Below are 15,935 nucleotides of genomic sequence, written 5' to 3' on the forward strand. Positions count from 1 at the left end.
TCTATAGTCGATAGTGATCACTTTTAACAGCAAAGTGCGCAGCCCATACTGGAAAAGGTGGTCAGTTCCCACCAGCAGGACAAGCAAATCTGGCCGGTGCATGCACTCAGATGTGTCAAATCCTTTGACCGACTATTGTTTGCCCGGTTTGATGGTTCTAACAAGTTCTTAGAAAGTCATAAAGCCAATATTGTCAGCTATTCTAAATGAATAGTGTGCTTATCTAACGTGATGCTTTCCGCTTGCGCGGTATTCAAAGTCAGGGATGCAACTTAAGCGCTTCTCTCGATCCAGTTCGCAATCCGTTGCGCCCATGGCTCAATAACTTCAGGGGGTAATACGCCTGAATGCTTGGATTTGGGATGCGGTATGCCGCTGTACGCTTTTTCGCCTAGCTTCTCTTTGAAAAAATCAGTTGGCCACCCGAGAGACTTCTTCATGATCCGCAGCAATAAACTCTTTTTATTATTTAACGCCCAGCCAGAAGCGGACGAGAGAAGCATGGTTGATAGCTTTGCTGCACCATCAGATGTATCGATCTCCAATAGCGTGAAAAATTGACCACAGTGCTCCAGTTCAACAATAGCCATACAGCGAGGATTTTGTGTGTCACTCAACCGGTGTTTTTTCCCCTCTCCTACCTTTGGTAGCTTCAATAACTTAAATCCGACTTTCTTACAGTCGTGCTTTGAGATTAAGCTATCAATCACTCTGAAGAAAGAATCGAACTTACTCATGTAAAGGTGAGTATCATCTGTCTGGTCGTCCAGATTATTCCATGCTCCTGATGGCAAAGTGCCCGATTCCTCTTTCTCATTTGGGCTCAGATCTTTACCCGAATCCTCTGTTTCATTATCGCCAACAGCGCCGTTCACAGACTTAATTCTTTTCGCCACACGGTTCGTTACATGTGGATTCTTGAACGTTACGGTTACTTGTCCTGATATTAGCGCTAAGGTTGCCTTATCTGAATCAGATAGCTCGTCATCGTCGAGATCGTGTTCATCAAGTGGTGGGTTGTTTCCACCATTGCCTTTAGTTGGTCTGCCTCCGACTCTTCGTTCATAACCAGGGTGATAAAAATCAATTTCTCCTGATACATCTGAAGGTAAGCTTTCCAACTTGCTAACTTCCCACACGAAAAAGCTTCCTAAGTTTTTCTCTTCCCAACCTCTAACCTCAATTGATACTCCAGTCAATGGGGGCGGTACAAACTCATAGTTCCAATGCTGATAGTTGCTTTTAAGATAGCTGTTCTTAGTGAGTAAAACATTAATGCTTTCAAAAGAAGCCCTTGCTTCGCTATCAAGTAATACCCAGCTCAAGAAACGCCGATTATCTTCACAGTTAAAATAAAATATTGGGTATTCTGCTCCCTCTCGAACCACAACAAGAGGCTGACCATCTTTCCTGTAATCAAGAAAGAAGTCTTCGGCCAATGCGTTATGCTGGAGGCTAAGTCGAGCAAGAAACGGGTCGTGGTAAAAAAGAGCCCGCGCCATCTCCAGTTGCGGTATGAATACCTGTACGTTTTCAACTTGAATAACGAAACAAAGCTGGTCACCATCATTGCTGTGCCCAAGAGTATAAAATGCTGGGCAATCTGATGCCTTAGCGACTTCCCAAGCCTGGGCGTCTTCTATATCGAACTCTAAAAGTCTACCGGCGGGCCTGTGGTATACCGTTGGATTTAGGATACGCCTCCTCGCAATAATGGGAACATTGCTAAATTGCAAGCTATTAGGGTTTTTGCCAGAAAGAGCAACATTAATAGCCCAGCTCTTTCTACCCTGGCCACGAAAGAGGGTTCCAACCCCAAGGATTTTTGAGTCATCCTCAAGTTTCTTGAACCTAGCTTTACGCTTGCTCACTTAATATCCTCTGTAGTAACTCAGCAACAATTTTACACATTCGATCATCACTCAATCCAGCTTTCCTAAGTAGGGACCAACGTTTAATTTCTTGACGGTTTGTAAGCATTTCTAAATAGGCACGGGTAAGCCTTCTTGCCTGGTACTCTGTAGTACTTTCAGAATATAAGGAGAGTAAATGCTCACAATGGGGTAGGCGATGAAGATTCTTTTCAATAGTTGCCCTTTGATCGAGCTGATGAATAAGATAAGTACGGCTAAGGTGGGGCACTTCTAGATCCTCGCCTAACACCTCACACTTGTGGCGAAGCACTTTAGCTACTTGTCGATCCCTTTTTTGCCAATCAACACGTTTATTGACCGATACATTCCTACTGTGGAACTTGCTATCAATATTTAATAACCAATCGCGGTGATTTCGATATAATCGAGCATATAGTGCTGGGCTTTTTTTACGTGCTGCACTAGCCGAGCCTAGCACCAGTAGTTTCACCCATTGACTTTGATCTTCGTTTAGGTGATCTGCGTCTGGCAGGGTGTAAATATTTCGATGACTTAGTACTTTCGGGTGTACCTCTATATTCGCCGCTTTTTCAGCAGCTTTATGTAAACTGAGCGTTCCATCAGATAAAGCTGTTATCGCGACTATGTGCTCAGCAAAACTAAAGCTTTTTCTATGCTTACGAAATAACCCTTTTAGCCATGAGCTATCGGATCTGGTAGGGTGGATTCCAGCATCTTTGAGCCATTCCGTTCCCCAAAAATCAACGACAGTGTCGTGAATATCGGCATGGGCAATTCTCGTCCCGGTTACAAATGAAAATTCGCTTGCAAGCTGCTTGTAGAAAGCACTCCATTGATCAAAGCTGGCGCCGTTGCTTAATACTTGTAGAGCCTTAATCACTTTTTGGGAAAAAATCTCATCAGAGGCTTTAACTTCAACCTCATTCTGTATCACAGCTTCTTCTACAGCAAAAAATCGATGGCGATGCTCACCGTCAAGCTCAATATTGGTAACGCTCAACCGACCGTGTACAGGGCATATTTTTACCAGTGGGACTTGCCAGAGTCGCTGCCAATAGCATTCTCCATATTTTGTCTTTTGTTCTTTCAAACATTCTCTACAAACATATAGTCGGGATTTAGCTTTTACTCGGGAGGCAGCTACGCCGCTTGCCAAATGCACAGCTCCTTGAGATCTGTCAGCCATCCAGCGCTTAAGTTGTTTGTTTCGCTCAGTTGGCATAAAAGGAGCATAGATGGGCAACAGTGTATGCCGAGAAATAAGCGCTTCGGTATCCAGGTTGAGTCCGCTTGGGTAATGCCTCGCCAATGAATTTACGTAGTTAGGAAGATCTACTGTCGCTATGACTTTACGGTTAGCAAATACTTGATCCAATAGCTGTTTTGGGGAGGTTTCTCCAGCGTGGGCACCAGCCCTAGCCACAGTACTATAGAGCAATTCTTCAGAGTAAGGTTTTGGAAACCCTAACATTAATGACCTGCAGCCCAGCTATCTAGATCGAACATTTCATCATTTTGCTCAAGCCGCTCAACAAGATTGAGCTTTTCTTCTTTGCAGTATATGTATTGGTAGCGAAAATCAGTAGCGTCCAGGTTAAGCCAGTCTTTTTGCCTGACCCGAGTATTTGGCCTCTTAGGAACCTTAGGTTTGCTGCCTGAATTATACCAATCCACTACAACCGGGATCATACTGGCAAGGCTAAGATTCGGTTGCTCGCTAAAAATACGTTTTACCAATCGAGCTACTATTTCTTCATTAAACGAGTTTTCGATCTGAAGAATTAAGTTATACAACCGAAGCGCTTCTTGATTATCCTTAAACAGGCTTTTTTCTTGTTTTTGAACTTTAGATAGAATCTCAGCACCTAACTGTACGAGGCGTTTATCCAGGTCCACTATACGCATGTCTGAGTATTTAATAATCTTATCGGCATCTCCTGATCGGAGCGCGTCCATCATTGGGTGAATTGGCTTTAACTCTTGCTTATACACTGATTGCAAAATACCGACGGTAATTCGCTCTTTTTTATTTGCAATTGCGCGTAGCTGAGCCAAAACAAATAGCTTTACAACTATGTCCAAAACACCTTGAGAAAGGTCATACCAACAATCTCTGATCTCGTCCGTAAGTTCGTCATCACCATTTCGTACCCATTGATATTTCCAAAGATCATTTGAAAACCGAATCCAATTTGGGTTTAGTGATACATTGCCCCTTGTGCTCACTTTTTGTGGAATTGTCTCCCAGTAAACAGAACCTAGACCGGCACTTCGCCTACCTGACTGTAATTCAAGTTCAAATATAGGGCGAGCTTTTGGCGTACCAACAAGTACGATTGGAATACCCACGGTGTTTACCAGTTCAACAAAAAACTCCAGCATGAGTTCTTTACCACCCGAGCGTACTTGGCTTAAGCGTTGAATTTCATCGATAACCAAAATTCCTATTGCTCGGTCATTGGCAACTTGCCGCATTAACGCGAGCATTTTTGGAACTGAAAGTCGTTGTTTGGCATAGCGGCGCTCATAATCTGTATCTAAGATACGATCAACAGCACTAAAGAAATTCAAGCATAGGCTTTCAAGATCTCCATTACTTGGGCATTCAATTTTTAAGTAGGAAATTTGAAAGAAATTGTGTTTTTCGTGGAAAATAACTTGTGGATAGGTTTCAAGGACCCGTTCTAGGGACTTACTTTTCCCTCCTCCTGAAACCCCAATGAGCGACATGCTTCGAGCCGTTGTTTTCTCTGTTGAAAAATTAGCATTGACCTCTCCCCCGGCTTTGATCAGCTCATAGCCTTCTTGGAGTTTTCTGTTTAGTGAACCATCATTTATATTTCGTCCTACGTAGCCCATACGTAGCATCATATCGATCTTTTCTTGAAGTTGAACATGTTGAGAAAGAGGTTGGAAATAGTCGTCTAGCAAAGAAACTACCATGTGCATTCTAGACTTTGGGTCGGCTAGTCGATCCGAAGGGTGAAATTCAACTTGCCCTTTAATGCTCTTGCCTGCCTGTGCAACTGATAAGATTGGCGGTAGAGCTTCAATAAAAGGGTTGCCGTCGTAGCGTTTGATGTTTGTCGGCTGATACGAAGCAACCACAAAGTGATTAGGCTGTTGCATTAGTCATCTCCGTCATCAAACAATTCATCTTCAAAATCCGGGTAGTCGTCGCTATCCTCTGTTGTGGTTAGGTTAACTACATTTTCTGTTTTTTCATTCCTGGGTTTATCGGGTCGGCGCTTGTCACGCTCTTTATCGAGTTGCTCCGTACGCGCAGAACTAACTCCACGCATTCGTTCAGTATTAGTTTTTGAGGGCTTGGGTGTTTGTTTGGTGGCTTTATTAATAATTTTCTCAACTCGATCCTCTTGTTGCTCCCGGATTTTATCCGCGTGTAAGGCATCTTTAGATTGCTGCTGTTTAGTCTGCTTTCTCTTACGCCAGACCTCCCAAAAAGTGCATCCTCTGTATTCACGCGACATATCCGTGATTCTACAGACCCAATGCTCTCTGCTTCCTGGCGTGTGAAATAGGTAAATTTCATCTGTATAGTTGGGATCGTAAGCAACTTTGACTTTGTCGGGCCTTATGGTGTGGTCGGTTCGATGCATCCAGCCTAGCTCAATAATCTCCGTTGCTGAGTAATAGATACCAAATAGGCAAATGCCTTGCTCAGAACTGGTCGCGTCAGCTTGAGGAAGTAAAGCGATGCGAACTCCGCCTGCTTCAGCTTTCCGTAGTCGACCGGTTCTATTTTGCAGGCCCCAGTTCCACAGATGAATAGGTATTGACGGTAGGTCGGCGGGCATATCTCGCGCCCTATCATACTTAGCCATTGGATCTATGAAATTCCTCATGACGATTGATGAGACAATAATTTCGGTGAACTCAGAAACTGTTAGAACTCCGTCAAGCCAGTAGTTTTTCCCCCCGCGCTTTCTTACCGTTGGGCCAATAACCTCCCCAGGTGTAAAGCCTTTGAATTCCGCCTGAAGAGTACGGAAGCGTCGTTCGACGATACCCTTCGCATCACCTCGGTAGGGCGGCGTATTTTCTATTCGTACTTTGAAACTGGACTCCAGGCCTTCAATCTGATGACCCAGGAGCTCGCCGCGATCTGCAAGAATTGCTTCGGGTAGACCAGGAGTTGGCCAAGTAAAGTCATCGGTTTCAATCTCAAGGCTTTGAAGGGTGTGGCTTTTGTCCGAAAGCGCCATATGTAACGCTTGAATGGCTGCTACGTAAGATGGATTCTCGAAACCAATGTACCAACCAACAATAAGCCGGGAGAAAACATCAATCACAACATATATTGTAGGTCTGCCAACAGGCTGATTCCTGTCATGATCGGAAACCAAGATAACATCAGCGATTGTTGCATCAATCTCGAAGCGAGAACCAGGGCCTAAAGCTTGTGTGGTAGCGGTACTTTTTAGTGGTTTGACATCTTTCCTGTAGGTAATAATTGGCACACGGGCCCTAATTTTTTCAATATGGCTATATTCCCTGTCATAGAAATAGCTTAGCTGGCGCTTGGTAGGCTTTTCAGCTTCGGGGGTATCGGGAGCTATATTGTTATACAGCCTTTTGAACCTGCGATGAGCTTTTGCAATGGAAAATTTTTTCTTAATAATGTATCTATCTATGATAATTCGAAATAACCGTTCGACAGATTCATCTACTATCGCGCCAACGCCTTCCATTATAACTCTTGGCCTACCAAGTTTTTTGTCTTTAGCTATTCGCTTCTGACCCTTTGCGCCTGAGTTTTTGTAATCTGGGAGCAACGCATTTGGCGTTTGGCCTCTTTGCCAGTATCGGCGAATCAATTTGTAGAAGTATGGTTTTGAAACCTTTCCTGTCGCTATGATTTCTGCTGCGTGCTTAGATCTAACTTTTTTTAGGTAAAACTGAGGGTCTTCTACGAGTGGTTTTATTGTTTGGTAGTTATTATCTCTAATCTTAGCTTCTTTTGAACCCGACTCCGCAAGTAGGCTTTGAACATATAAGTACGGATCTTCGGTGCGACTCAGCTTTTCTTGTAAGACCAGTGCGTCAAGCTCAGATAGTTCAACAATATTAGGAAAGGCTTTGGGATCTTCGAGCGCTACCCATATCGCATGAGTATTGGTGGTAAGCAGTATTCGATAAAGATCATCTACAAGAAGAACGACTTCATTAACTTGAAACACGCCAGCCCTCCTGAAGCGCATCGGTATTTTCAGCAGTTAAATCTGAACAACGCAATTCTATAAATGGTTTGGTTATATCAAAGTGGAAGTGTCGTAGTGCCAACAGACGTTTTATTTGGTAGAGGCTTTCGCCAGGTTCATGCGTGTAGACCGTATCGAGATGAATGCATAAATCCTTCAGACGTAGGGTCTCATATTGGGGGAGTTGTTGTTGAAATAACTGAAGGTGAATCAGTAATTCATTTAGTTCGTTCTGATCCAACCTGCCGCACGCATGATTATAGAGAATATTAATGTTTTCAAATACCGTTGCCGGAATCTGGTTCTCGGTCACTAACAGAAACGGTATGTGTTTCTCCTGCCAATAAGTTCGCTCAACCTGTAGCTTCTCAACTGTCCTTGCGCTCTTAAAAGCCTCTACTGATTTCACTTGCAAGGCAAAGCGAGTACGACCTTTTTCCTTTGAATCAACGACAAAATCGCTGCTCATATATTGGTCTACACCTTGGTTATTTGGGTGCTCGATTCCCAAGCGATTGCAAATGTCTTGGGTTAGCTCGCGCTCTAGTGGGAACTGTTCACGGATATCGGTGACTGTGGTGCGCCACTGAGAAGGAGGAAGGTGGCTAGCTCGAGATCAGACAGAAGGTGGTGGGTGCGTTTAGTTAGGTGGCCAAAGACACGGTGAGACCGGCCTTCCGAGGGAACATCCCTAACAGTGAACCAAGGTTTGTAGTTAGAACCTGTGCCTTGTCCACGACCTTGTTTACGCCAGCGAACATTTTTGGCTTCAGAGTTCCAGTATTGCCTTCTGCACATACGCAAACACCACTTAAGCCATCCTGTATAAAAGATAACCTAAACTGTATTTGTTAACAACTATATTGTTTAGTTAGTAACTTTATTGTGTAATTAACAACTTTATTGTTCACCCACAACAAGATACAAGGACAGAAAAAACCTACTCCACCGTCACCGACTTAGCCAAATTCCGCGGCTGATCCACATCTGTACCTTTTAGTACTGCTACATGATAAGACAGTTGCTGTAAGGGTAGGGTATAGATGATGGGTTCCAGACTGGCGGGAACGTGGGGTAGGTTAATAACTTTAGTGCTGCCATTGTTTTTGAAGCCGGCATCTTTATCGGCGAATACAAACAGCATTCCGCCACGCGCTTGAACTTCTTCCAAGTTTGATTTCAGTTTTTCCAGCAGGTCGTTGTTCGGTGCCACCGCTACGATAGGCATATCGGAATCGACAAGTGCCAGTGGGCCGTGTTTTAATTCGCCCGCCGGATAGGCTTCAGCATGGATGTAAGAAATCTCTTTGAGCTTGAGTGCCCCTTCCATAGCCACAGGATACTGCGGACCACGCCCTAAAAAGAGCGAGTGGTGTTTCTCGGAGAAGTGCTCGGACATTTCCAAGACTTCAGGATCGAGTGATAAAACCTCTTCGCACAAAGAGGGTAAGTTGTGTAGCGCTTCAACCAATTCCGCTTCGCGCTCGGCCGTGAGTTGATGACGACGGCCAAGAACAATCGTTAATAACTGAAGGGAAACCAATTGGGTGGTAAACGCTTTCGTTGAGGCTACACCAATTTCTGGACCCGCCTGGGTCATAAACACCAAATCAGACTCACGAGCCAGTGAGCTGTTTGGTACATTACAAATGGTGAGCGATGCCAGATAGTTCAGCTCTTTCGCCAGACGCAATGCGGCAAGTGTATCGGCGGTTTCTCCTGATTGAGAAATGGTAACAAACAAAGTACCAGGGCTGACCACTACCTTGCGATAACGATATTCTGAGGCAACTTCGATATCGCAGGGGATCCCGGCCCAATCTTCCAACCAGTATTTACACACCAAACCAGAATGGTAACTGGTGCCACAGGCAATAATTTGTACGCGTTGAACCTGATCGAAAATATCCGCAGCTGAAGTGCCAAAGACCTGCTCTAAAACTTTGTGTTGGCCAATTCGGCCTTGTAAAGTATTGCCGATCACTCGAGCCTGCTCAAAGATTTCTTTTTGCATGAAGTGACGATAGTGACCTTTGTCGACTACTTCGTCTGCCTCGGCGATTTTGGTGATCGGACGCTCGACGGGTTCGCCGGTACGGCTCACAATACGGTAGGTTTCACGGCGCAGGTCGACCATGTCACCTTCTTCAAGATACACAAAACGATCAGTAACTTGACGCAGGGCCATTTGGTCTGAGGCGAGAAAGTTTTCTTCGATACCAATACCCACCACCAGAGGACTTCCACTGCGCGCCGCCACGATGCGTTCGGGTTCACGACTGGAAATCACCGCCAAGCCGTAAGCTCCTTCAAGCTGGGCAACGGTTTTTTGTAATGCATTAAATAGGTTTTGTTCTTGCTCGTAGACTTTATGCAATAAATGAGCAATGACTTCAGTATCAGTCTCAGTGATAAATTCGTAACCGTCGGCCGTGAGCTGTTCACGCAGTGGTTCATGGTTTTCGATAATACCGTTGTGAACGATGGCGATGTGGTCGGAGTAGTGTGGGTGGGCATTCGCCTGACTGGGCTTCCCGTGGGTTGCCCAACGCGTGTGCGCAATACCCAGATTGCCGCGCGTAGGTTTGTCGGCCAATTCTTTTTCAAGTTCACTGACTTTGCCCAAGGCTTTACGTATAGTGAGATCGCCCGAGGGTTCTACCAAGGCAACACCTGCTGAATCGTAACCGCGATATTCCAGGCGTTTTAAACCTTCAACAAGAATACCCAGCACATTCCTTTGTGTTACTCCGCCGACAATTCCACACATAGTCTTTCCTATCTTTTTTACAGCTTTTAATTTTTCTAATTTTCGTTTTTCTATAACTCTGCTTTTTCAGTGACAGAGTGGCCAGTGTATTTGAATGTCGTCCTGGCTTATTTTTTCTCTGGCTTTTGCCAGTTTGAAATATTGCGTTGTTTTGCTCGTGCCACGGCCAATTCACCATCGGCAACATCTTTTGCCAAAGTGGTACCCGCACCGACGGTCGCTTCGCTGCCCACGGTAACCGGGGCAACCAATGCAGTGTTGGAGCCAATAAAGGCACCGTCACCAATCGTGGTTTTGGATTTGTTCACGCCATCGTAGTTACAGGTAATAGTACCCGCGCCCACATTTACATTGCTGCCAAGCTCCGCATCACCCACATAACTGAGATGATTCACTTTGGAGCCTTCACCAATAATGGCTTTTTTGGTTTCTACAAAGTTGCCGATTTTTGCACCTTTGGCCAACTGGGTTCCGGGGCGTAAACGCGCAAACGGGCCAATATCAGAATCGCCTGCGATGACGGTGTCTTCCAAAACGCTGTTGGCTTTAATTGTGGTATTGTCGCCAATTTCACAATCACTGATCACACAGTTCGGACCAATATACACATTGTTGCCGATGCTTACTGTGCCTTCGAAAACACAATTCACGTCGATGGTCACATCGCTACCGGCGTTGAGTTCGCCTCGGCAGTCAAAACGATCCGGGTCCAATAGGCCAACGCCTTCTTCGAGCAGAATCATGGCTTGTACAGACTGGTAATAGCGTTCCAGTTCGGCCTGTTGCACGCGGTTATTCACACCGAGCACGTCCATTTCATCATCGGCCTGAACAATGTTGATGTCGATGTGATTTTCACTCGCCATTTCGACAATATCGGTCAGGTAGTATTCGCCCTGGGCATTATCGTTGGACAGCTTCGGCAACCACTCTTTGAGTAACGCAGAAGGTACAGCCATGATGCCGGTATTGATTTCACTGATGGCCAGTTGATCTTTATTGGCGTCTTTTTGCTCGACGATCGCTCTGGCATTACCTTGGGCATTTCGAATGATGCGACCATAACCACTGGGGTCGTCCAGTTCTACGGTCAGTAGTGACATCGCGTCTTCGCTGACTCGATCCAATAGCTCAAGCAAGGTGGCCGTTGGGGTCAGGGGAACATCCCCATACAGAATTAACACCGTGGCATTATCGCGCAGCTGAGGCAGGGCCTGTTGCATGGCATGGCCGGTACCCAATTGTTCGGTTTGTTCAATAAAGTTAACCGACTCGCCTGAGAATTCAGATTTAACGATATCGGCACCATGGCCCACAATAATATTGATATTGTCGGATTCCAGGTCTTTGGCCGCGCCGAGTACATGAGACAGCAAGCTGTGCCCACCCACCTTGTGCAATACTTTGGGCAGGCTGGACTTCATCCTTGTCCCTTTACCGGCCGCCAGGATCACGATGTCTAATAACATAGGGGTTCCTTGTTGTTTTTTAAGGTAACTGCTATTGGCGTCTCGCTCAATTGGGCAGGTACTTTGAATACTCTCACGATACTATGAGTGTTTGACAGTTTAATGCAAAAAAGTGCTCAAACGATGAGGAAAAAAAAGGCAGCCGAAGCTGCCTTTTTTACACCGGCTAAGTAACTTACTTACCCAGTTTTTTGCGAATGGCCTGCAAGGTGCGTAGCTGTGCAGAGGCTTCCGCCAACTGTACGGCTGCAGCCGAGTAGTCAAACTCACCAGACTGATTGGTCAGTGCCTGTTGAGCTTCTTTCTGAGCGGCCAATGCTTTGGATTCATCCATATCATCAGCACGCAACGCCGTATCCGCCAAAACAGATACCTGGCTGGCTTGCACTTCCAAATAGCCACCGGAGATGTAGTAGATCTCTTCTTCACCATCTTGCTTGATGATGCGAATTGGGCCTGGCTGCAATGAAGTCAGAAGTGGGGCGTGGCCGTAAGCGACACCGATATCACCTTCTGTACCTGCAGCAATTACCATTTCTACCAAACCGGAGTAGAGCTGTTCTTCTGCACTTGCAATTTCGCAGTGGACAGTCATTGCCATTGTTCTAGCCTCTTTCGGGTGTGTGGTGGGGGCTACTCCCTTTCAGGTTCAGCCCCCAGCCCCTTACATGTTTTTGGCTTTTTCGATAGCTTCGTCGATAGAACCAACCATGTAGAACGCCTGCTCAGGCAGATCGTCGTACTCACCCGCCAGCAGACCAGTGAAACCACGGATGGTTTCTTTCAGTGGCACGTACTTACCAGGAGCACCGGTAAATACTTCCGCTACGTGGAAAGGCTGTGACAAGAAACGCTCGATCTTACGAGCACGAGATACGGTCAACTTGTCTTCTTCAGACAGTTCGTCCATACCCAGAATCGCAATGATGTCTTTCAACTCTTTGTAGCGCTGCAGAACAGTCTGTACACCACGAGCCACATCATAGTGCTCTTGACCAATGATCAGTGGGTCCAACTGACGTGAAGTAGAGTCCAGAGGATCGATCGCCGGGTAGATACCCTTGGAAGCAATATCACGGCTCAATACTACGGTTGAATCCAAGTGTGCAAAGGTGGTTGCTGGAGATGGGTCAGTCAAGTCATCCGCAGGTACGTATACCGCCTGAACCGAGGTGATCGATCCATTTTTAGTGGAGGTAATACGCTCTTGCAGAGCACCCATTTCTTCCGCCAGAGTAGGCTGATAACCTACCGCAGAAGGCATACGACCCAACAGTGCCGATACCTCAGTACCTGCAAGGGTGTAACGGTAAATGTTGTCTACGAACAACAGTACGTCTTTACCTTCATCACGGAATTTTTCCGCCATGGTCAGACCGGTCAACGCAACGCGTAGACGGTTACCTGGTGGCTCATTCATCTGACCGTAAACCATCGCTACTTTGGATTTGCTCTGGTCTTCAACGTTTACAACGCCAGACTCCTGCATTTCGTAGTAGAAATCGTTACCTTCACGAGTACGCTCACCAACACCTGCGAACACAGACAAACCGCTGTGCTCCAAAGCGATGTTGTTGATCAATTCCATCATGTTTACGGTTTTACCTACACCCGCACCACCGAACAGACCAACTTTACCACCCTTGGCGAATGGGCATACCAAGTCGATGACTTTAATACCTGTTTCCAACAGGTCGCTGGATGCTGACAACTCATCGTAAGCAGGTGCTTTACGGTGAATAGCACTGCGCTCTTTCTCACCGATAGGGCCACACTCATCGATTGGGTTACCCAATACATCCATAATACGACCCAAAGTCTCAGTACCTACAGGTACAGAGATAGGGGCACTGGTGTTATCAACGCTTAAACCACGGCTCAAACCTTCTGATGAGCCCATGGCGATTGCACGTACCACGCCGTCACCGAGCTGCTGCTGAACTTCAAGGGTCAAACCCTTTTCAGCAACGGTCAATGCGTCGTAAACCTTAGGTACGGAATCACGGGGAAATTCCACGTCAATAACGGCGCCAATAATTTGTACGATACGTCCGCTACTCATTTCCGGATCCTCTTAAATAATGAATTCCTTGGATGCTTCGGCTTAAACTGCCGCGGCACCGCTTACAATTTCAGACAATTCTTGGGTAATTGCTGCCTGACGAGCTTTGTTGTAAACCAGCTCAAGATCATCGATAAGATCGCCCGCATTTTCGGTAGCGTTCTTCATCGCGATCATGCGCGAGGCTTGCTCACAAGCACCATTTTCTACGACCGCCTGATAAACCTGAGACTCAACATAGCGAGTCAAAAGGCCATCCAGCAACTGACGTGCATCCGGCTCGTAGATATAGTCCCAAGCGTGCTTTCTCTCGGTGTCTTCTTGCGCTTGTAATGGCAGCAACTGCTGTACACTCGGGTTCTGAGTCATGGTGTTCACGAACTCATTGCCAACCAGGTACAGTTTGTCGATCTTGCCCTCGGCGAAAGCATCGAGCATGGTCTTAACACTGCCGATCAAATCGGCGATGGACGGGTCTTCACCCAAGTCGCGTACTGCTGCAACGACGTTACCACCATAGCTGTTAAAAAATGCCTGGGCCTTTGCACCGATCAAACACAGGTCGATACCCACATCCAAGTCGTCCCACTCTTTCATGGACTTAATGGCTGCTTTAAACAAGTTAATGTTTAAGCCACCACAGAGGCCACGGTCGGTGGAAACTAAAATAAATCCAACCCGCTTAACTTCACGCTCTTGCATATAAATATGCTTGTATTCAGGCGTGGCGTTGGCGATATGACCAACAACATCGCGAATACGTTGTGCGTAAGGTTTGCCTAATTGCATGCGGTCTTGGGCTTTACGCATCTTACTCGCCGCAACCATTTCCATGGCGCTGGTGATTTTCTGCGTAGATTTAATACTCGTTATCTGAGTACGTATTTCTTTTCCGCCTGCCATAACCGGCCCTCGAACAAGGCCTTCAGTTAGCTAGCCAACCGAAGGCATGAATAAATTACCAGGTTTGAGTTTCTTTGAACTTATCCAAGGCTGCTTTGAAGCCGCCTTCGATTTCGCCGTTGAAATCACCGGTATCGTTAATCTTGTTCATCAGGTCAGCATGCTCTGCGCCCATGTAGGACAACAGAGAGGCTTCGAAGTCGCCGATCTTATTCACAGCAACATCGTTTAAGTAGCCTTCGTTCGCGGCGTAAAGCACAACACCCATCTCTGCAATTGACAGAGGAGAGTACTGCTTCTGCTTCATCAGCTCGGTTACGCGCTCACCGTGATCCAGCTGGGCTTTGGTTGCATCGTCCAGATCAGAAGCGAACTGAGAGAACGCCGCCAATTCACGATACTGTGCCAAGGCAGTACGAATACCACCAGACAGCTTCTTGATCACTTTAGTCTGTGCAGAACCACCAACTCGAGATACCGAAATACCGGCGTTCATTGCAGGACGGATACCGGCGTTGAACAAGTCAGTCTCCAGGAAGATCTGACCATCAGTAATCGAAATTACGTTGGTAGGTACGAATGCAGATACGTCACCCGCCTGGGTTTCAATAATAGGCAGAGCGGTCAAAGAACCGGTTTGGCCTTTTACTTCACCGTTGGTGAATTTTTCTACGTAGTCAGCGTTTACGCGAGAAGCGCGTTCCAGCAGACGTGAGTGCAAGTAGAAAACGTCACCAGGGTAAGCTTCACGACCCGGTGGACGACGTAACAACAGGGAAATCTGACGGTAGGCCCAAGCCTGCTTGGTCAAATCATCGTATACGATCAGGGCATCTTCACCGCGGTCGCGGAAGTATTCACCCATGGTACAACCACCGAAAGGTGCCAGGAACTGCATCGCAGCTGGATCGGAAGCGGTTGCAGCAACAACAATGGTGTGATCCATTGCGCCGTGCTCTTCCAACTTACGTACAACCGCGGCAACAGAAGATGCTTTCTGGCCAACAGCGACGTAAACACACTTAATGCCTTTACCTTTCTGGTTGATGATGGCATCAACGGCAATGGCGGTTTTACCGGTTTGACGGTCACCAATGATCAGCTCACGCTGACCACGACCCACAGGTACCATGGAGTCGACCGCTTTCAAACCAAATTGTACAGGCTCATCAACCGACTGACGCTCAATTACGCCCGGTGCGATTTTTTCTACCGCATCGGTAGTTGCATTGCCGATTGGACCCTTACCATCGATAGGATTACCCAGCGCGTCAACAACGCGACCCAGCAATTCATTACCTACCGGTACTTCCAGGATTCGACCTGTACATTTACATTTCTGACCTTCGGCCACGCCTTCATAGGCGCCCAAGATCACGGCACCTACGGAGTCTTGCTCCAGGTTCAGTGCCATACCGTAGATGCCGCCTTCGAACTCGATCATCTCACCGTACATCACATCGGCCAGGCCGTGGATGCGGATGATACCGTCGGTTACGGAAACTACAGTACCTTCGTTCTGTGCTTCAGTTGCAACGTCGAGACTGTCGATTCGCTGCTTGATAATTTCACTGATTTCAGAAGGATTCAGTTGCTGCATGCTCTGTTCCTCAA

The 15,935-nt window shown here is 46.6% G+C and carries 11 protein-coding genes; all 11 read right to left on the reverse strand.

Going from position 1 to position 15,935, the window contains the following annotated elements; genetic code table 11:
* Positions 1–272 precede the first annotated feature (272 nt).
* Positions 273–1,871, reverse strand: coding sequence for a Tn7-like element transposition protein TnsE (locus ABWW03_RS03980; protein ID WP_353406511.1), 1,599 nt, complete (start codon positions 1,869–1,871; stop codon positions 273–275).
* Complete coding sequence (locus tag ABWW03_RS03985; RefSeq protein WP_353406512.1) at positions 1,858–3,366, reverse strand: TnsD family Tn7-like transposition protein; 1,509 nt, start codon at positions 3,364–3,366, stop codon at positions 1,858–1,860. The genes ABWW03_RS03980 and ABWW03_RS03985 overlap by 14 nt, the downstream gene beginning before the upstream one ends.
* A complete protein-coding gene (locus tag ABWW03_RS03990) occupies positions 3,366–5,024 on the reverse strand; it encodes an ATP-binding protein (RefSeq protein ID WP_353406513.1) in 1,659 nt (552 codons plus the stop codon). The genes ABWW03_RS03985 and ABWW03_RS03990 overlap by 1 nt, the downstream gene beginning before the upstream one ends.
* Complete coding sequence (locus ABWW03_RS03995) at positions 5,024–7,096, reverse strand: Mu transposase C-terminal domain-containing protein (protein ID WP_353406515.1); 2,073 nt, start codon at positions 7,094–7,096, stop codon at positions 5,024–5,026. Before ABWW03_RS03995 ends, ABWW03_RS03990 begins: the two co-directional genes overlap by 1 nt.
* Positions 7,083–7,682: a TnsA endonuclease N-terminal domain-containing protein gene (locus ABWW03_RS04000; RefSeq protein ID WP_353407122.1), complete on the reverse strand. Its 600-nt coding sequence runs from the start codon at positions 7,680–7,682 to the stop codon at positions 7,083–7,085. The genes ABWW03_RS03995 and ABWW03_RS04000 overlap by 14 nt, the downstream gene beginning before the upstream one ends.
* 375 nt (positions 7,683–8,057) lie before the next feature.
* A complete protein-coding gene (gene glmS, locus ABWW03_RS04005; RefSeq protein WP_353406516.1) occupies positions 8,058–9,887 on the reverse strand; it encodes a glutamine--fructose-6-phosphate transaminase (isomerizing) in 1,830 nt (609 codons plus the stop codon).
* Between the two features lie 107 nt (positions 9,888–9,994).
* Entirely contained in the window at positions 9,995–11,356 is a 1,362-nt protein-coding gene (gene glmU, locus ABWW03_RS04010; RefSeq protein WP_353406517.1) for a bifunctional UDP-N-acetylglucosamine diphosphorylase/glucosamine-1-phosphate N-acetyltransferase GlmU, read from the reverse strand.
* Between the two features lie 175 nt (positions 11,357–11,531).
* Positions 11,532–11,957, reverse strand: a complete 426-nt coding sequence (locus tag ABWW03_RS04015; RefSeq protein ID WP_166851921.1) for a F0F1 ATP synthase subunit epsilon — start codon at positions 11,955–11,957, stop codon at positions 11,532–11,534.
* Positions 11,958–12,020: 63 nt separating this feature from the next.
* Complete coding sequence (atpD, locus tag ABWW03_RS04020) at positions 12,021–13,418, reverse strand: F0F1 ATP synthase subunit beta (protein ID WP_353406518.1); 1,398 nt, start codon at positions 13,416–13,418, stop codon at positions 12,021–12,023.
* Positions 13,419–13,460: 42 nt separating this feature from the next.
* Positions 13,461–14,321: a F0F1 ATP synthase subunit gamma gene (atpG, locus tag ABWW03_RS04025; RefSeq protein WP_353406519.1), complete on the reverse strand. Its 861-nt coding sequence runs from the start codon at positions 14,319–14,321 to the stop codon at positions 13,461–13,463.
* Between the two features lie 55 nt (positions 14,322–14,376).
* On the reverse strand, positions 14,377–15,921 hold the full coding sequence (gene atpA / locus ABWW03_RS04030; protein ID WP_166851930.1) for a F0F1 ATP synthase subunit alpha: 1,545 nt from the start codon (positions 15,919–15,921) through the stop codon (positions 14,377–14,379).
* Positions 15,922–15,935 lie beyond the last annotated feature (14 nt).

The organism is Pseudoteredinibacter isoporae (assembly GCF_040372805.1).
GTDB classification, from domain to species: domain Bacteria; phylum Pseudomonadota; class Gammaproteobacteria; order Pseudomonadales; family Cellvibrionaceae; genus Pseudoteredinibacter; species Pseudoteredinibacter isoporae_A.